This window comes from Nocardia nepalensis (genome assembly GCF_048910785.1).
Taxonomy (GTDB): Bacteria; Actinomycetota; Actinomycetes; order Mycobacteriales; family Mycobacteriaceae; genus Nocardia; species Nocardia nepalensis.
In genome coordinates this window covers 33,695-54,134 of the sequence record NZ_JBKBET010000007.1, presented here as the reverse complement: position 1 = coordinate 54,134, position 20,440 = coordinate 33,695, and the positions used below count along the sequence as shown (strand labels likewise).

General features: G+C 69.0%; 2 protein-coding genes and 1 tRNA gene. All 3 read left to right on the top strand.

Annotation, left to right across the window (positions count from 1 at the left end; translation table 11 throughout):
* Positions 1 to 155 precede the first annotated feature (155 nt).
* The 3 genes from ACHQ4I_RS06915 to ACHQ4I_RS06905 all read left to right on the top strand — a co-directional run bounded on the left by ACHQ4I_RS06915 (position 156) and on the right by ACHQ4I_RS06905 (position 20,408).
* A tRNA-Met gene (locus ACHQ4I_RS06915) sits at positions 156 to 229 on the top strand.
* A 755-nt stretch (positions 230 to 984) separates the two neighbouring features.
* Entirely contained in the window at positions 985 to 14,868 is a 13,884-nt protein-coding gene (locus ACHQ4I_RS06910; protein ID WP_420770851.1) for a type I polyketide synthase, read from the top strand.
* A complete protein-coding gene (locus ACHQ4I_RS06905) occupies positions 14,865 to 20,408 on the top strand; it encodes a type I polyketide synthase (protein ID WP_420770850.1) in 5,544 nt (1,847 codons plus the stop codon). Before ACHQ4I_RS06910 ends, ACHQ4I_RS06905 begins: the two co-directional genes overlap by 4 nt.
* Positions 20,409 to 20,440 lie beyond the last annotated feature (32 nt).

Below are 20,440 nucleotides of genomic sequence, written 5' to 3'. Positions count from 1 at the left end.
AAGTGGATGTTGAGAATCGCCCATGGTCGGCGCTGCTCGGCCGGTCATCGGTCGCGGCGGCGCGGTCCGGCGGTACCCGCCTACGGGCCTGTTATGCCGCCCCACCAGCCGTTTAGGTAACAACCGCAGCCATGCTGTAGCGTTGCTCCTACCGCCGCGGGGTGGAGCAGTTCGGTAGCTCGCTGGGCTCATAACCCAGAGGTCGCAGGTTCAAATCCTGTCCCCGCTACTAGGGAAACGGCCCGGAACATAGTGTTCCGGGCCGTTTTTCGTTATTGCTCGGACACTGTGCCGCCATCAGCGCAACTATCAGAAATTGAATTGTTTCACCTTCCCACTGTTGGGAGGTTTGCTCGGAGGTGGTCTGCTATTTCTGATGCAGCGACGCCATGAGGAGACCAATGTTTTACCTGCACAATCACGTCGGAGCCGACTGGTGATCACCGCCTCGATCGAGCCCGCGGCGCGTCCTCGGCCGGGTGACCGTCGGGGGGGTACTGAACGGTTGACAAGGTCAAGATCATCAAATTACTGTTCAGTGCGATGTTACTGCTCAGTACGATGATTCGTGTTTCGCTGTTCGAAAACCTGAGGGGTCATTGTGACGATCCATGTCGCGCGTAACGTAGGTGCCATACGCGCAACTCGCGGCCTGCGTTTCGGGCGCCAGCCCCTCGTACGCGCGCCGCAATCCGCTGGCATGTCCAGATAGTCCTTCGGTCTTCAGCGCCGTTCGCTGAATTTTTGCTCTACTGAGTCCTGCGGCACAGCTAGGTCCGATCTGGGCCTGGTCCGCACCATCTCCTCGGCCCCCACCCTGCGGAAGACGCTCCGCACCATTCAAGGCTCGTCGCTGAGCCCGATTGCGTCGAAATCCGTTATGTCCGGAGCAGGAATCATCTGATTCCTTTGCGGCGGACAACAAACACACTCGTCAGAGGCTTACGGCGGGTCCCCAACCTGCCTTGGGAAGGATGTTCAGAGGTGACCGGATCGGCGTTTGCCGTCGCTATCGTCGGCATGTCCTGCAGAATGCCGGGGGCGGCAGATCTCGACAGTTTCTGGCAGCTGCTCAGGGCGGGGCGCGCCGCGATCGGCGCGGCTCCCCAGGGACGGGAGAGCATTACCGAGCGGGCCGGATTCGTCGACACCGTAGGGGAATTCGACGCGAACTTCTTCGGGGTCTCGCCGAATGAGGCGCGGGCAATCGATCCGCAACAGCTGCTGGCCCTGGAATTGAGCTGGGAGGCGCTCGAGGACGCGGGCCTGGCCGCCACGGCACGCGATGCCCGGCGGTGTGGTGTGTTCCTCGGCAGCTCCGGAAGCGATTTCGCCGAAATCGTGGCCTCACAGGGCGGCCCGGGTATCAGCCGCCACTCGCTTTGGGGTGTCGGACGCGGCATCATCGCCAACCGCGTCTCGAACTACTTCGGTTTCAGCGGCCCGAGCATCCTGGTCGACAGCGCCCAGGCATCGTCGCTGGTCGCGGTGCATCTGGCATGTGAGAGTCTGCGCAGCGGCGAGAGCGAGGTGGCTCTGGCCGGCGGCCTGAACCTGATTCTGTCGCCGACGAGCAGTGAGCGGATCGAGCAGTTCGGCGCGCTGTCGACGCTCGGCGCCTGCCACACCTTCGATGCGCGGGCCGACGGAATCGTGCGCGGCGAGGGCGGCGGCATCGTGGTGCTGAAGCCGCTGGCGCAGGCGGTGGCCGACGGCGACCGGATTCATGCGGTGATCCGCGGCAGCGCGGTCAATACCGGCAACGAACGCCGAGTGCTGAGCGCCCCGAGCCGGGATGCGCAGGCGGCGGCGATCCGCTCCGCCCTGACCGCGGCGGGTGTCGACGCGCCGTCGGTGCAGTACGTCGAATTGCACGGCACCGGAACACCCGCCGGCGATCCGGTGGAGGCCGCCGCGCTCGGCGAAACCTACGGCGGGAACCGGGCGCAGGACGCGCCGCTGGCCGTCGGATCGGTCAAGACGAATATCGGGCATCTGGAAGGCGCCTCCGGCATCGCGGGCCTGATCAAGACCGTGCTGTGCCTGAACCGCCGGGAACTGGTGGCCAGCCTGAACTACGAGACACCGAATCCCCGAATTCCGCTCGAGGAATTGGGTTTGCGGGTGGTGACGGGCACCGAGCACTGGCCGGTGGCCGATGTGCGCAGGGCAGGCATTTCGTCGTTCGGCATGGGCGGATCCAATGCCCATGTGATCGTGGAGGAGGCGCCCGCCGTCGCGTCCGCCGCCACCACGGCAGCCGGCGAGAACGGTGCGGTGCCGTGGGTGGTGTCGGCCCGCAGCGAGGGCGGCGTGGGTGCGCAGGCGGCCCGGCTGCGGGAGTGGCTGCTGCGCCACCCGGAGCTGGACGCGGTCGATGTGGCGCACTCGCTGCTGACCACCCGAGCCCAGATGGAGTGGCGCGGCAGCGTCGTCGGACGGGATCGAGCGGAGTTGCTGGCCGGCTTGGCAGCTCTGGCCGACCCGACCGCGCCCGCCGTGGCGATCGAACCGACGACCGAGCGGGCCGAGCAGCGGCGGGTCGCGTTCGTCTTCCCGGGCCAGGGCGGCCAGTGGGAGGGCATGGCGCTCGGGCTGTTGGAATCGGGTGGGGTGTTCGCGGAGTCGATCGCGGAATGTGAAGCGGCACTTGCGCCGTACCTGGACTGGTCGCTGACGGCGGTGCTGCGCCGCGACGCAGACGCGCCCCCGCTGGCTCGCGTCGACGTGGTGCAGCCGGTGCTGTTCGCGGTCATGGTGTCGCTGGCTCGGCTGTGGCGTGCGCGCGGGGTGGAACCCAGCGTTGTTATCGGTCATTCCCAGGGCGAGGTTGCCGCGGCCGTGACCATCGGAGCGCTGTCGGTGCAGGACGGCGCCCGCATTATTGCCCTGCGTTCCCTGGCCGGGGCGCAGGTGCTCGCCGACAAGGGCGGTATGGCCGCGGTCGGGTTGTCGGCCGATGCCGTGCGGCAGCGGTTGGCGCCGTTCGGTGATCGGTTGTCGGTGGCCGCGATCAACAGCCCGACACAGACCGTGGTATCCGGCGAGGGTGCGGCCCTCGAGGAGTTCGTGGCCAGCTGTGCCGCGGCCGGGGTCTGGGCGCGCCTGGTCCCTGCCACCTGGCCGGGACATTCGAAAGTGACCGAACTGGTGCGTGATCGGCTGCTGAGCGAGCTGGCTCCGGTGCAGCCGCGCTCGGTGCCGATTCCGTTCTTTTCCACCGTGACCGCCGATTTCGTCGATACAGCGACGCTGGACGCGCAGTACTGGTATCGGTCCCTGCGTGAGCCCGTGCGCTTCGCCGAAGCTGTTACGGCGCTGATCGGGGACGGTGTCACCGGATTCATCGAGGTAAGTCCGCATCCGGTGGTCACGATGAGCATCGGCGCCAATGCCGAGGCGGCCGGTGCGGCCGAGGACGTAGCTGTTGTCGGATCGCTGCGGCGTGGTGAAGGCGGCCCGGAACGGTTCATGGCATCGCTGGCACAGGCCCACTGCGCCGGTGTGCAGGTGGATCCGCGCGCGCTGGTCTCCGGTGGGGCGCGGGTCGAGCTGCCGCCCTATGCGTTCCAGCGCCGTAACTTCTGGGCCGGTGTGCCGGTCGGTTCCAGTGGCTTCACGCGTGTCGTTGCGGTCACCGACGATCAGATTTCCGACGATCAGATTTCCGAGGGCGGCGAACAGGCCGCAGCGCAGGACGACAGCCCGCTGGCGCGCACGCTGCTGGCCACCCCCGAATATCAGCGCGACACAGTGGTTCTCGACATCGTTCGTGAGCACGCCGCCGCCGTACTGGGCCACGAGTCGGCCCGATCGATCCAGCCCGACCTGCCGTTCACCGAGTTCGGCTTCGACTCCGTCAGCGGGGTGGAGCTGCGGAACCGACTGATCCGGGCCACCGGTGTGCCGCTGCCGAAGACACTCATCTTCGACCATCCGACCCCGGGTGCGATCGCGGCGCTGCTCCGGGCGCAGGTTGCCCGGACCGACGGCGGGCCGCGGCGGGCAGCGCGGCGCGCTGAGCTCACCCGCCCCGCCGGCTCCGCAAGCTCCGCCGGCCGACCATCCCCGATGTCGGACGAACCGATCGCGATCGTGGGCATGAGCGCCCGGTTCCCCGGCGGTGTGCGCTCCCCCGAGGACCTGTGGGACCTGGTGGCGGCGGGCCGGGACGCGATCGGCGAATTCCCCACCGACCGTGGCTGGGATCTGGACCGGCTGTTCGACCCGGACCCCGACAAGCCGGGGAAGGTCTACACGCGTCACGGTGGATTCCTCAGCGGTGCAGGCGATTTCGATCCGAGCTTCTTCGGTATCAGCCCCCGCGAAGCGTTGGCGATGGATCCCCAGCAGCGGCTGCTGCTCGAAACAGCATGGGAAGCACTGGAAGACGCGGGTATCGACCCGATGTCGTTGCGGGGCAGCGACACCGGCGTCTTCGCCGGCGCCTGCTCCTCGGGCTACTCGCGGCGGGTGACCGGTGATCTGGAGGGATTCCGGCTGACCGGCACGTCGCACAGCGTCATCTCGGGCCGCGTCGCGTACGCGTTCGGCCTGGAGGGTCCGGCGGTGACGGTGGATACGGCGTGCTCGTCGTCGCTGGTGGCATTGCACCTGGCATGTCAGGCGCTGCGCCAGGGTGACAGCTCACTGGTGCTCGCCGGCGGTGTTACCGTCGCGGCCAGCCCGACTCTGTACGTGGACTTCTCCCGCCAGCGCGGCCTGTCGCCGGACGGTCGCTGCAAGGCGTTCTCCGCCGCCGCCGACGGTGTGGCGTGGTCGGAGGGTTCGGGTGTGCTCGTGCTCGAACGACTTTCGGACGCCCAGCGGCTCGGCCACAACATCCTGGCCGTTGTTCGCGGCAGTGCGGTGAACCAAGACGGCGCGAGCAACGGTTTGACCGCGCCGAACGGTCCATCGCAGGAGCGGGTGATCGCGCAGGCTCTCGCCAATGCGGGGATCTCGGCGGTCGATGTGGACGCTGTGGAGGCGCACGGGACCGGCACGGCTCTCGGTGATCCGATCGAAGCGCAGGCGTTGATCGCCGCCTACGGACAGGATCGCGGCGATCGGGCGCCGCTGCGGATCGGTTCCTTGAAATCGAATATCGGCCATGCCGTGGCCGCCGCCGGTGTGGCCGGTGTGATCAAGATGGTGCAGTCGATGCGGCACGAGCGGCTGCCGCGCACGCTGCACGCCGAAACGCCGACGCCGCATGTGGATTGGGCCGCGGGCGCGGTGCGTCTGCTGACCGAGACCGAACCATGGACCGCGGGCGATCGGGTCCGGCGGGCGGGTGTGTCGTCGTTCGGGATCAGCGGCACCAATGCGCATGTGATCCTCGAAGAAGCACCTGCCGCACCGGTGTCGGCTGCCGACGGCGGTATCGAAGACGATGCCGAGCGACAGTCGAATACGCCGGTCACACCGTTGCTGGTGTCGGGCAAGGGCGAGGCAGGTCTGCGCGCGCAGGCCGCCCGGCTGCGGGCGTGGTTGTCGGAGCGGCCGGAGATCGATGTCGCGGATGCGGCCTACTCGCTGGCGACCTCGCGGGCGCAGCTCGATTCGCGCGGTGTGATCCTCGGTCGCGATCGGGACGAGTTGCTAGAGCGGTTGGCGAATCTCGCCGAATCAGGGACCGGCGCCGGTGTCATCGCAGGTGTCATCGGTTCGGGGACAACCGCGTTCATGTTCACCGGTCAGGGTGCACAGCGGATCGGTATGGGCGCCGGCTTGTACGAGGCGTTCCCGGTCTTCGCGGACGCGTTGGATTCGGTGTGCGCCCAGTTCGATCCGTTGCTGGGGTACTCGCTGAAGCAACTCATGTTCAGCGGCGGTACCGATGCCACGGTGCTGGATCGGACGGAGTTCACCCAGCCGGCGTTGTTCGCCTTCGAGGTGGCGCTGTATCGCTTGCTGGAATCCTTCGGCGTCACCCCGAACGTGTTGATCGGCCATTCGATCGGCGAAGTCGCGGCCGCCTACCTCGCGGGCCTGTGGTCGCTCGCGGATGCGTGCCGGTTGGTGGCGGCGCGCGGCCGTCTGATGGGTGCGTTGCCCGAGGGCGGCGCGATGCTGGCCATCGGAGCGTCCGAAACCGAAGTGAACGATGTCGTCGCTCGGTATCCCGACAGTGTGTCGGTCGCCGCGGTCAACGCGCCCGAGGCCCTGGTGATTTCGGGTGACGAGGACGCGGTCGCCGAGATCGAGGCGCTCTTCGCCGAGCGTGGCCGGAAGACGTCGCGGCTGCGGGTCAGCCACGCCTTCCACTCGCATCGGATGGAGCCGATGCTGGCCGAATTCGAGTCTGTCGCAAAGGCATTGACGTACAACCGGCTACGCCTGCCGGTGGTGTCGAACGTGTCCGGTCAGCTTGCCGGGGACGAGGTGCTCGAACCCGCCTACTGGGTTCGGCAGGTGCGGGCCGCGGTGCGATTCGCGCCCGGCATCGAGACGTTGATCGCCTCGGGTGTGCGTCGATTCCTGGAAGTGGGCCCCGACGCGGTACTGGCGGCGATGACCCGGCAGACCCTGTCGGAGGGCGCGGAGTCGGTGGTGGCCGCGGCCGCGCGTCGGGATCACGATGAGCGCCACCAGTTCTTGACGATGCTGGCGCACGCTCACACCTCCGGTGTGAGCGTGGATTGGACGCCACTGTTCGGTCGCCCGGCGATCCGACGAGTTCCCCTGCCCACCTACGCCTTCCAGCATCAGCGATTCTGGTTGCCGCCGCGTGCCGAAGCCGCCGGCGGCACCCTCGGCCACCCGTTGCTCACCGGTGTGGTGCCGGTGGCCGGTAAGGACGAGTTCGTTTTCACCGGCCGGTTCTCGCTGCCGACCGACCCGTGGGTCGCCGACCATATGACCTACGGCACCGTGGTGCTGCCGAGCGCGACCCTCGTCGAGTTCCTGCTCGTCGCGGGCGGCAGGATCGGTTGCGGCGTCGTGGAGGAGCTGACCCTCGAGGCTCCGATCCTGCCGTCGGAGGACGACGAGGTCGAACTCCAGGTATCGGTGCAGGAGCCGGATCCGACCGGGCGACGGCAGTTCGGCTTCTACTTCCGCAAGACGGGCCGCCGAGCGGGGGAATGGGTGCGCAACGCCAGCGGTGTGCTGGCTCCTTCCTGGGACGGCAATGACGCTCTGCTGGACCGGCTGCGCGCGCAGGCATGGCCGCCGGCCGATGCCGAAACCATCGACCCCTCATGGATTCCCGAGCGGATCGCGAAGGGATCCGGACTCGAATACGGTCCCGCGTTCATCGGTGTCGACGCCGCATGGCAGCGCGGTGGGACCGTCTTCTCCGAGATCACCCTGGACACCACTGCCGCGCCCGAACCGGAGCGGTTCGACCTGCATCCCGCTCTGCTCGACCTGGTGATGCACGCCGGGCTGGCCGGGCTCGCCTGGCACGAGCAGGACAGCGATCCGAATACCGGCCGGTTACTGTTCCGCTGGGGCGGGGCGCGACTGCATCAGCCGCTGGTCAAGGCGACGACGTTGCGGGTCATCGCCGTGGCGAGCGGGCCGGAGACGGTCTCCGTTGCGACCGTTGACGATTCGGGACGGCCCGTGATCTCCGTCGATGCGGTCGTCATGCGGCCGTATGACGTGAAACAGATGCGCGCCACCCTCGCCGGGGATGACGCCGACCTCTACGAGATCCAGTGGACGCAGGCGCCGGCGGCGACATCGAGCCTGTCCGCGGACCGGATGGCCGTCCTCGGTTCGGCGTCGATCGCCGGAATCGATACTCACTCGCCGAGCCCTGCGGAACTCGCTGCGGCACAAGTGATTCCGGATGTCGTGCGCTGGCAACCGGAGGTCAGTGACCCAGCCGACGATCCGGAAGTCGTTCGCGGCCACCTGGAAACCGTGCTGGCGACGCTACAGGCATGGCTGGCGGAAGAACGTCTGGCCGACACGCGGCTGGTCGTGGTGACCGCGAACGGCGCCGCACTGCCGGGCGAGACACCGGACCTCGCCGCGGCCGCCGTCTGGGGCCTGATGCGCAGCGCCCAATCCGAATATCCGGGCCGGTTCATCCTCCTCGACGCCGACCCGTCGGCCGCTGCGCCCATGGATGATTCGGCGCTGGTCGGTGCGGTGCTCGCGGCGGGCGAACCACAGGCCGCGCTGCGCGCCGGAGCAGTGCTCGTGCCCAGGCTGGCGAGAGCGCGACAGCACGAGGCCGAGCCCGGACAGGCCCACCCGTCGCCCGACCACCGCCCCGCATCGCTGGCATTCGGCGCCGGCACCGTCCTGATCACCGGCGGCACCGGCGGCCTCGGCGCACGCGTCGCCAGGCACCTGGTGGCCGCTCACGGCGTCCGCAGTCTGCTGCTGGTCTCCAGGCGCGGCGAAACTGCCGATGGTGCAATGGAATTGGTGTCCGAGCTGGCCGCGTCCGGAGCCGCTGCGCGGGTCGCGGCCTGCGATGTGAGTGATCGGGAAGCCCTGCGTTCGCTGCTGGATTCGATTGAGGCCGATCATCCGCTGACCGGCGTCGTCCATGCGGCGGGCGTCCTCGATGACGGCACCCTCGCGGGCCTCACCACCGAGCAGCTGCGGCGAGTATTCGACTCGAAGGCCGAAGCCGCCTGGCACCTGCACGAGCTCACCCGCGACCGTGACCTGTCGGCCTTCGTGCTGTTCTCGTCCATCGCGGCGACGATCGGTACGGCGGGACAGGGTAACTACGCGGCAGCCAACGCATTCCTGGACGCGCTGGCGCACCGCCGCCGCGCCGCAGGACTGTCCGCGATATCGCTGGCCTGGGGCCCCTGGAACTCCGCCGGCGGCATGACCAGTGGTTTGGACCGCAGCGCCCTCGCCCGCTTGGAAAGGCTCGGTCTCCAACCACTCGGGAACGACGAAGGTCTCAGGCTGTTCGATGCGGCCACCGGCCGCGCCGCAGCGCACCTGGCGGCGATCGGGTTCGACCCCGCGGAGCTGCGGCGCGAAGCGCGCGACGGTGCGGTGCCGGCCGTGCTACGCGGTTTCCTGCCCCGCACCGCGGACCGGACCGCGGCCGCGTCGAGTTCGCTCGGCACCCGACTGAGCGGGGTACCGGAAGCCAAACGCGCCGAGGTGGTGCTCGATCTGGTCCGGGAGCACGCCGCGGCCGTGCTGGGGCACGGTTCCGCCGAAGACATCAGTCCCGGAGAGCGTTTCGACGCACTGGGATTCGACTCGCTCGGCGGTGTCGAATTCCGCAACCGGCTGTCGAAGGCCACTGGCGTCCAGCTGCCGTCCACCCTGGTCTTCGACCATCCCACCGCCGCGGCGGTCGCCACCCTCTTGCACGCCAAGATCGAGGGAACCGATTCCGGGGCCAAGACGACACGGGTGTCGCGCCGTGCGCGCGTGGACGAGCCCATCGCGATCGTCGGCATGAGCTGCCGGTTCCCCGGCGGCGTCCGAACCCCGGAGCAGTTGTGGGAACTGGTGCGGTCGGGTACCGATGCCACCACCGCATTCCCGGACGATCGCGGCTGGGATCTCGGGCAGCTGATCGATCCGGATCCGGACAAGCCCGGCACGGTCTACAGCCGCGGCGGCGGATTCCTCGACGACGCAGGTGATTTCGACGCCGGATTCTTCGGAATCAGCCCGCGCGAGGCCCTGGCGATGGACCCGCAGCAGCGGTTGCTGCTGGAAGCATCGTGGGAGGCATTGGAGGAATCCGGCATCGACCCGGTCACGTTGCGCGGCAGCGACACCGGTGTGTTCGCGGGCGCGTGCTCCTCCGGGTACGTCGATCGCGTCACCGGCGACCTGGAAGGATTCCGGCTGACCGGCACCACCCACAGTGTCGTATCCGGCCGCGTGGCCTACGTGTTCGGCCTCGAGGGGCCAGCGGTCACGATCGATACCGCATGCTCGTCCTCACTGGTGGCAATGCATCTGGCGTGTCAGGCATTGCGTCAGGGCGAGACGTCGCTGGCCTTGGCCGGCGGCGTCACCGTGGCCGCAACCCCTTATCTCTCCGTGGATTTCGCGCGGCAGCGCGGACTGTCGCCGGATGGCCGATGCAAGGCGTTCTCCGCCGCGGCCGACGGTGTGGCCTTCGCCGAGGGCGTGGGCGTACTGGTCCTGGAGCGGCTGTCGGACGCGCAGCGGCTGGGCCACGACATCCTGGCCGTCGTTCGGGGCAGCGCGGTGAATCAGGACGGTGCGAGCAATGGCCTGACCGCGCCGAACGGCCCCTCGCAGGAGCGAGTGATCGCGCAGGCCCTCGCGAATGCCGGGCTCACACCCGCCGATGTGGATGCGGTGGAAGCCCACGGAACCGGCACTCCGCTCGGGGATCCCATCGAAGCCAACGCGTTGATCGCCGCCTACGGGCAGGATCGCGGCGATCGGGAGCCGCTGCGCATTGGATCGATCAAATCGAATATCGGTCACACCGTCGCGGCCGCCGGTGTCGGTGGCGTGATCAAGATGGTGCAGGCGCTGCGGCACGAGACCCTGCCCCCGACCTTGCACGCGGAAACGCCGTCCCCGCATGTGGATTGGTCCGCGGGCGAGGTGCGCCTGCTGACCCAGCCGGAACCATGGCGCACCGGAGGACCGGCTCGCCGGGCCGGTGTGTCTTCGTTCGGGGTCAGCGGCACCAACGCCCACCTGATCATCGAGGAAGCGCCCGCCCTACCGCCGGTCGCCTCGCCACCGGCCACCGACCGCCCACAGACGGTGGCGCCATGGCTGGTGTCGGCGAAAAGCGAGACCGCTCTGCGGGCACAGGCGGCGAAACTGCGGACGTGGCTGATCGACCACCCCGACGCCGATCCGGCGGATGTGGCGTATTCGCTCGTGACGACACGTGCGCAGCACGAATGGCGGGCAGCGGTCCTCGGCGGTGATCGCGACGAACTGCTGGCGCGGTTGGCGAAGCTGGCCGCCGGTTCCGCCTCGGCCGGAGTGGTTTCCGGCACGGCGGGCTCCGGGAAGACCGCCTTCCTGTTCACCGGTCAGGGTGCGCAGCGGGTCGGCATGGGCGCCGGCCTCTCCGAGGCCTTCCCCGTATTCGCCGCGGCGCTGGACGAGGTGTGCGCCCGGTTCGATCCCCTGCTCGGATGTTCCCTGAAGCAGGCGATGTTCACCGGGCACCTGATCGACGATCAGGGAGTTACCGCTTGCGACTGCTTGTCAGGTCGCTCGAAAGGGTCAGCGGAGACCGGGATGCTGGATCGGACCCGACTGACCCAGCCCGCGCTGTTCGCGTTCGAAGTGGCGCTGTATCGGCTGCTGGAGTCGTTCGGACTCGTCCCGGACATGGTGATCGGGCACTCGATCGGTGAACTGGCCGCGGCGTATGTGGCCGGTGTGTGGTCACTGGAAGACGCCTGCGAGCTGGTCGCGGCACGAGGACGGCTGATGGAGGCGCTGCCCGCGGGCGGCGCGATGCTCGCGGTCGCCGCGTCCGAGACCGAAATCGATGCGGCGATAGCCGGATTCGGTGATCGGGTGTCGGTAGCGGCGGTGAATGCGCCTGCGGCCGTGGTGGTCTCGGGTGATGAGGACGCCATTGACGAGATCGATCGGCAGTTCACCGAGTCGGATCGCAAGACGAGCCGACTGCGGGTGTCGCATGCGTTCCATTCCCATCGGATGGAGCCCATGCTGGCCGAGTTCGAAACCGTGGCGGCGACAGTGACCTTCAACGCGCCGCGGATTCCGTTGGTGTCCAACGTCTCCGGCCGGATCGCCGGCGACGAGATCCTGGATCCGGGGTACTGGGTGTCACAGGTGCGCGCCGCGGTGCGTTTCGCGCCCGGTGTCGAGACGCTGGCGGCGTCGGGCGTGCGTCGGTTCCTCGAAGTCGGACCCGACGCGGTGTTGGCGGCGATGACGCGACAGACGCTGCCCACGGAGGTCGAGGCTCGATCGGCCGTCGCCGCGGCGGCCCGCCGGGATCACGACGAGGTCGAGCAGTTCCTGACGATGCTCGGCCACGCGCACACCGCCGGGGTGGAACTCGACTGGAATCAGCTGTTCACCGCCGGTCGGATGGCACGAGTCGCCCTGCCCACCTATGCCTTCGAACATCGGCGGTACTGGCTCGAACCCAGCCTCGGGGAGTCCCGGAATGCTGGCTCGGACCACCCGCTGCTCACCGACGTGGTGCGAGTGGCCGACCGCGACGAGTGGCTGTTCACTGGGCGGCTCTCGCTGCGCACCCATCCATGGATCGCCGACCACACCACCTACGGCGTTGTGCTCGTCCCGAGTGCCGCGCTCATGGAGATGCTGCTGGTCGCGGCTCCGCGGATCGGATGCGCCGCCGTGGAGGAGCTCACCCTCGAGGCGCCGATCCTCCCGCCGGCGGATGGCGATGTCGAACTCCAAGTGCTGGTGCGGGAACCGGATTCCGCGGGACGTCGCTCGTTCACGTTCCACTACCGCGTCACCGGCGAGGCCGCCGACGGCGAGTGGACGCGCAACGCCAGTGGCGTGCTGAGCGCTCGACAGCTGATCGATATCGGACTCATGGACATGTTGCGGAACGCGCCGTGGCCGCCGGTCGATGCCGAACCGGTGGATACCGACTGGATTCCGGCCCAGGTGGCGCGTGCCGCCGGACTGGAATACGGCGCCTCGTTCATCGGCGTCGACGCCGCCTGGCGCAGCGGTGACACGGTATTCTCCGAGGTCACCCTGAACCCGGAATTCCCGGCCGAACGGTTCCAGCTGCATCCGGCGCTGTTCGACATGGTGATGCATGCGGGAATCGCCTGTTTGATCTGGCCCGACCACAAGGGCAACCCTGCCGAGGGCAAACTCCTGTTCCGTTGGGGCGGAACGCAAATCCACACCACGTCCACGGTCACGACACTGCGGGTGATGGCCATCCAGCGCAGTGGTGAGGCGATCACCGTCGTGGCCGTCGACCAGGACGGAACTCCGGTCGTCACCATCGACGAAGCGGTCATGCGCTCCTACGACGTCCAGCAGTTCCGCGCCACGCTGTCGGGTGGACGTGCGGCACGGTACGGGTTGCGCTGGGCGACGGTGGACAAGCCAGACGGACTCGCCCCGATCGGGAGTGCGGCCGTGCTCGGAGCCGCGCAAGTGGCCGGAATCGACGAGCGGTATCCGGATCTGGCGGCACTCGCTTCGGCTGCGACCGTTCCGGACGTCGTCGTGTGGCCCGAAGCTGCTGCGCTGCAAGATGATTCGCGGCCATCCGCGCGGGAGCGGGTGAACGCCGCCTTGCGCACGGTGCGAGACTGGCTGGCCGACGAGCGATTCGCACAGTCGCAGCTGGTTGTGCTGACCAGCCGTGCGGCGGCCCTGCCCGATGAGACGCCGGACACCGCATCGGCAGCGGTATGGGGGCTGATACGCAGCGCGCAGACCGAGTATCCGGGGCGGATCGTGCTGCTCGACACCGACGAATCCGCTGGTGCGCAGCACATTTCGGCAGACTCGATCCGAGCCGTGATCACGACCGGAGAGTCGCAGGTGGCAGTGCGGGGCGACCGCGTCCTGGTACCGCGACTGGAGGCGCTGACCGCCCTCGCGGCCGAACAAGTGTCGTTCGGGTCCGGGACCGTCCTGATCACCGGCGGGACCGGTGGGTTGGGCGCATTGCTGGCCCGCCACCTGGTCGCCGAGCACGGTGTGCGACGACTCCTGCTGGTATCCCGCCGTGGCGAGCGTGCCGACGGCGCAACAGAACTCGCGGCGCAACTGTCGGGATCCGGCGCCGAGGTGCGGATCGCCGCCTGCGATGTCACCGACCGCGACGCGCTTCGGGATCTGCTGTCCGGCCTGCCCGCGGAGCACCCGCTCACCGGTGTCGTCCACACCGCGGGCGTGCTCGACGACAGCGCGTTCCACACGCTCACCGGTGACCAGGTCGATCGGGTATTCGCGCCCAAGGCCGATGCGGCGTGGCATCTGCACGAGCTCACTCAGGACATGAATCTGTCCGCGTTCGTGCTGTTCTCGTCCATAGCCGGACTGATCGGTTCGGCCGGACAAGCGAATTACGCTGCCGCGAACAGCTTCCTGGACGCCCTCGCGAGGCAACGCCGCGCCGCGGGACTGCCGGCGCTGTCGCTCGCCTGGGGGCCGTGGCAGCAGGACATCGGCATGACCGGCGCGCTGGATCGCACCGCCATGGCCCGGTTGGAGCGACTGGGCCTGGCCCCGCTGGACCGCGCCGACGGCCTGCGATTGTTCGATGAATCGCTGACCACGGCCGAACCGGTGCCGGCGCTGTTGCAGCTGGATACCGACAAACTGCGCCTGGAAGCGCATACCGGTGCGGTACCGGCGGTGCTGCGCGGGTTCGTCCGCGCACGCGGCCGGTCGGCCACGGCATCGAGTGCTGAACTGTCGCTCGGGGAGCGTCTGCACGGTGTGGCGGAGGCGAAGCGACGCGGGGTCGTCCTGGATCTGGTGCGCGAACACGTTGCGGCGGTGCTGGGTTACGGGTCGGCCGAGGACATCGGGCCCGATCGCGGCTTCAGCGAACTCGGCTTCGATTCCCTGGGCGGAGTCGAGTTCCGTAACCGGCTCTCGAAGATGACGGGGCTGTCGCTGCCATCGACCTTGGTATTCGACTACCCGACCGCGGGAGATGTCGCCGACTACCTGCTGGCCCAGACCGTGGTCACGACGCCAGCGCAACCGACGTCGGCGGTGCCCGACGACATCGCGCGGCTCGAGGCGCTGCTCGAGCAGATCATCGCCGGCGGCAGCGACAACGACGAGACCGTCGCAGGATTGCGGGGCGTCAACGAGCGCCTGCGCGCCTATCTGGGGGACAAGTGGTCGGACGGTGCATACGACGATCTCGAATTCACCTCCGACAGTGAGCTTTTGGATCTGATCGACGAGGAGTTCGGCCCAGCATGAGCAACCCCGACGCCAGCAACGAGGAACGGCTCAGCCGGTATCTACGCAAGCTCACCGGAGATCTCCGCGCCGCCAAGAAGCACATCCAGCACCTGGAAGAACGTGCCAGCGAACCGATCGCGATCATCGGCATGAGCTGTCGGTATCCGGGCGGTGTCGAAACTCCGGCGCAGCTGTGGGATTTGGTCGCTTCCGGCACCGACGCCGTCGGTCCTTTCCCGGCCGACCGCGGTTGGGACCTCGAGCGCCTGTTCGACACCGATCCGGATGCGCCGGGGACCGTCTACACCCGGGAAGGCGGATTCCTGCACGCGGCAGGCGATTTCGACGCGGGATTCTTCGGAATCGGCCCGCGCGCGGCCGAGGCGATGGATCCGCAGCAGCGCCTGTTCCTGGAAGCGGCTTGGGAGGCATTGGAGGACGCCGGCATCGATCCGGTGACGCTGCGCGGCAGCGACACCGGTGTGTACGCCGGCGTGATCCACCAGGACTACGGCCCCCGCGTGGGGTCGCCGGGCCTGACCGCCGAGTCGGAAGGCCATGCCTACCTGGGTGTTTCGGCCAGTGTTCTGTCCGGTCGGGTCGCCTTCACCTTCGGGTTCAAAGGTCCGACACTCTCGGTGGACACCGCGTGCTCGTCGTCGTTGGTCGCCCTGCACCTGGCGTGCCAGGCGTTGCGTCAGCGCGAGACCTCGCTCGCCCTGGTCGGCGGCGTCACCGTGATGTCCGACCCCACCCTGCTGATCGCATTCGGCCGCCAGCATGCGCTGTCCCCGGACGCACGGTGCAAGGCTTTCGCGGCAGCGGCGAATGGGACCGGATTCTCCGAGGGCCTCGGCATGCTCGCGGTCGAGCGGTTGTCGGATGCACGCCGCAACGGCCACCACGTCCTCGCGGTCATCCGCGGCAGCGCGGTCAACCAGGACGGCGCCAGCAACCGACTGACCGCGCCGAACGGTCCTTCGCAGGAAAAGGTGATCGCGCAGGCCCTCGCCAGTGCCGGTCTGACGCCCGCCGACGTCGATGTGGTCGAAGCGCACGGCACCGGCACCACCCTCGGAGACCCGATCGAGGCGCAGGCGTTGATCGCCGCCTACGGTCGCGATCGCGCCGGAGATCCGCTGCGTATCGGCTCGCTCAAGTCGAATATCGGACATACCTCCGCCGCGGCCGGTGTCGGCGGCGTGATCAAGATCGTGCAGTCGATGCGGCACGAAATGCTGCCCGCGACACTGCATGTCGATGCCCCGACCCCGCATGTGGACTGGTCGGCGGGCTCGGTGCGGCTGGTCACCGCGGCGGAACCCTGGCCCGCGGGGGAGCGGATCCGGCGCGCCGGTGTGTCCTCCTTCGGCGCCAGTGGCACGAACGCGCACGTGATTCTGGAGGAAGCCCCTGCTCCGGAAGAGGCTTCCGTCGAGAGGGCGGACGAGGCGCCTGATCAGGGTGCGAAAGCCTTGGCGGTGGACGTCTGCACCTGGCTGCTCTCGGCGAAGACCGAGGACGGCCTGCGCGCGCAGGCGGCCGAGCTGCGGCAGTTCGCGATCGAGCACCCCGACGTGACGGTCGACGATATCGGCTATTCACTGCTCACCACTCGCGCCCGCCTGGACTGGCGGGGCGCGGTGGTCGCCGGCGATCGCGACACGCTGCTGGCCGGCCTGGCGGCGCTCGCGGAGCACGGCTCGGCGTGCACGGCCGCCGGTGTGGCGGCAGCACAGGCGATGTCGCGCCGGACCGCCTTCCTGTGCACCGGGCAGGGCGCCCAGCGGGCCGGCATGGGACGTGAACTCTACGAAGCGTTTCCGGTATTCGCGGCGGCGCTGGACGAGGTGTGTGAACAGTTCGATCCACTGCTGGGCGTTTCGCTGCGGCAGGTGATGTTCACCGGCGGCGGGCCGGACGACGCCGGCCTGCTGGATCGGACGGGTTTCACCCAGCCCGCCCTGTTCGCCTACGAGGTCGCGCTGTGCCGGCTCCTGGATTCGTTCGGTGTCACACCGGATTACCTGATCGGGCATTCGATCGGCGAGCTGGCCGCCGCGTACCTCGCCGGTGTCTGGACGCTGCCGGACGCGTGTCGCCTCGTCGCGGCGCGCGGCCGCCTGATGGGCCGGCTGCCCGAAGGGGGTGCGATGCTGGCCGTGGCGGCGAGCGAACAGGAACTCTCCGAGGCACTCGCCGGCCAGGCCGACCGGGTGTCCCTCGCTGCGGTGAATGCGCCGCAGGCCGTGGTGGTGTCCGGTGACGAGGACGCGGTGGCGGCGATCGAGCAGCAGTTCGCCGACCGCGGGCGCAAGACCTCGCGGCTGCGGGTGTCGCACGCGTTCCATTCCCACCGGATGGACCCGATGCTGGCCGAGTTCACCGCTGTCGCACGGGATGTCGGCTACCGCCGCCCACAGCTGCCGCTGGTGTCGAACCTGTCCGGGCGGATCGTCGGCGACGAAGTGCTCGATCCCGCCTACTGGGTCCGGCAGGTGCGCTCGGCCGTGCGCTTCGCCCCCGGGATCGAGTCGCTGGCGGCCGCCGGAGTGCGCCGATTCCTCGAAGTCGGTCCGGACGCCGTCCTGGCGGCCATGACCCGGCAGAGTCTGCCGGAGGAGATCGAATCGCAGTCGTCGGTGATCGCCGCAGCCCGCCGCGGGCACGGCGAGGTCGAACAGTTCGTGACCGGTCTGGCGCGGGCGCACGCGGCCGGCGCCGACGTCGACTGGCGGGTGTTCTTCGCCGGCCGCCCGGTCTCGCGAGTGTCGTTGCCCACCTACGCCTTCCAGCGTCGCCGCTACTGGCTCGAGACCACACCGGGTCGCGCCGGCGCCGATTCCCTGGGGCTTCGGGTGGTGGCACACCCCATGCTGGACGCGGCCGTGCCGATGGCGGACGGCGGTGTCATCCTGACCGGGCAGCTGTCTGCGCTGTCGCAGCCCTGGCTGGCCGACCACGTCATCGGCGGGGCCATGTTGCTGCCCGGGACCGGGTTCGTGGAGTTGGCGTTGCGTGCCGGTCGTGCAGCCGGGTGCCCGGTAATCGAGGAGTTGACGCTGCGGGCGCCGCTGGTGTTCCCCCCGTCGGGCGGGGTGCGGATTCAGGTCGTCGTCGGCGGACCCGAGCCGGAGTCGGCGCAGCGGTCGCTATCGATCTATTCGCGCGGTGCGCACGACCACGACGGCCAGTGGGAACTACACGCGCATGGCCTGCTGACCAGCCGAGACGATACGGCAATGCCCGAGCCGCAGGCCTGGCCGCCGGCTGCGGCGACCGCTGTCGAGATCGACTACACGAAGTTCCTGACGCGCGGTTACGATCTGGGACCGGCCTTCCGAGGTGTGCGGGCGCTGTGGCGCCGCGGCGAAGAGGTGTTCGCCGAGATCGCCGTCGACGCGGACACCGGCGTGCAAGGTGCGGGATTCGGAATTCATCCGGCACTGCTGGATGCGACCCTGCAGTCGGGACTGCTGGCCGGCGTGCAGGAGATCCCGCCGGGGCAGGTCGTCTTGCCGTTCGAGTGGCAGTCGGTGGCACTGTATGCGGCCGAGGCATCGATGCTGCGGGTGCGGCTGACCGCGACCGGTTCGTCGGTGTCGGTGTCGATGACCGATGGGCACGGACAACCGGTGCTGTCGGGCGAGATGGCGACCCGCCCGGTGCCGGTGGCACAGCTGGCCGCAACGGCGGCGGGTGCGGGCGGTGCGGCCGGTGCGGTGCTGGAACTGGTGTGGTCGCCGACCGAATCCGAGTCCCCGGTCGCGGTTTCGGCAGTGGGCCGGTGGGATCGGCTGGGTCCGGAGTCGCCGGTGCCCCCGCTGGTCGTGGTCGAGGCCGGGTCCGGCTGGACCGATCACACCGGCGCCGATGTGGTGACCACGACCCACGCCGAGGTCGCCCGGGTGCTCGAGGTGGTGCAGGCGTGGCTGGGGCAGGACCGGTTCGCGTCGAGCCGGCTGGTGGTCGCGACCCGAGGCGCGGTCGCCCTGCCCGGTGAGGATGTCACGGACTTCGCCGGTGCCGCGGTGTGGGGTTTGGTGCGCAGCGCGCAGTCGGAGGATCCGGGCCGAATCCACCTGGTCGACACCGACACTCGTATCGACGAGCGACTCGCGGCGTTGGCCGCGGCAGAACCACAGGTGGTGGTGCGCGCCGGTGTCGCCCACACCGCTCGACTCGGCCGGCCCACCGTGGTGCCACCTACGACCGGCGGCGAAGCGTCCGCCTTCGGCACCGGAACGGTGCTGATCACCGGTGGCACCGGTGGTTTGGGTGCGGTGGTCGCCCGGCACCTGGTCGTCGAGCACGGGGTGCGGTCGTTGCTGCTGGTCAGCCGCCGTGGCCCGCAAGCCGACGGTGCCGCGGCCCTGTCCGCCGAGTTGGCGCAACTGGGCGCGCAGGTTCGGGTAGTGGCGTGTGACGTCACCGATCCCGGCGCGGTGCGCCGCTTGGTGGCCGAGGTGTCCGAGCCGTGGCCGTTGACCGGGGTGATCCATGCCGCGGGCGTCCTCGACGACGGGGTCATCGCGGCGTTGACCGCGTCCCGGGTGGATGCGGTGCTGGCGCCGAAGGCCGATGCCGCCTGGTATCTGCACGAGGCGACCGCGGATCTGGATCTGGCCGCGTTCGTGGTGTTCTCGTCGCTGTCGGGCACGGTCGGCGGCCCCGGGCAGGCCAACTACGCGGCGGCGAACGCCTTCGTCGACGGTCTGGTGGCCCACCGGCGAGCACGAGGGCTGGCCGGTCGGTCAGTGGCCTGGGGTCCGTGGGCACGCTCCAGCGGCATGGCCGGACACCTGACCGATGCCGATGCGGCCCGGATGACGCGCGCGGGATTCACCGCGTTGTCGGACGAGCAGGCCTTGGCCGCATGGGATTCGGTGCTCGAAACGGGTCCGGGCCACGCGGTGATCGCCGGCGTGGACACCACCGCGATCCGCGCCCAGGCCGATGCCGGACTGCTGCCGCCCCTGCTGCGGGAACTGGCACCACCGGCGGCCACCCGTCCGGCGGCGACCTCGATGGTGATATCCGGTCTGCGGCAACGGCTTGCCGGCCTGGATGCCGATCGGCAGCGGCAGGTCGTGCTCGATACCGTTCGTGCGCACGTGACGGCCGTGCTCGGCCGGGACGCCGGGTCCGCACTCGATGCCGACCGCAGCACCTTCCAGGACCTGGGATTCGATTCCCTGGGTGCGGTCGAGCTGCGCAACCGGGTCAAAGCCGATACCGGCCTGGCGCTGGCGGCCACCGTGGTTTTTGACTACCCCACACCCGCCGCGCTGGCCGAGTATCTGCGCGAACAACTCTGCGACGAGCCCGGGGAAAGGCCGGTTCGTTCGATCGACGCGGTATTCGAGGATTTGGAATCCGCCCTCGCGGCCGGAAATCGGGGCGAGGAGGAAAAGGCCCGGATCGTGGCTCGGTTGCAGTCCATTGCGACCAGTTGGGCAGCTCGAATCGACACCGCTGGTGTCCATCGCGACGACGATGTCGAAAACGCCGACGAAGCAGCGCTTTTCGCGATTCTCGACAGCGAACTTGAAGCCTGAGCACTGAATTCCTCGAGCTTGGCTCGAGTTCG

Excerpts from the sequence above, each read along its gene's own strand:
- ACHQ4I_RS06905 (WP_420770850.1), top strand. The coding sequence starts at position 14,865 with ATGAGCAACCCCGACGCCAGCAACGAGGAACGGCTCAGCCGGTATCTA.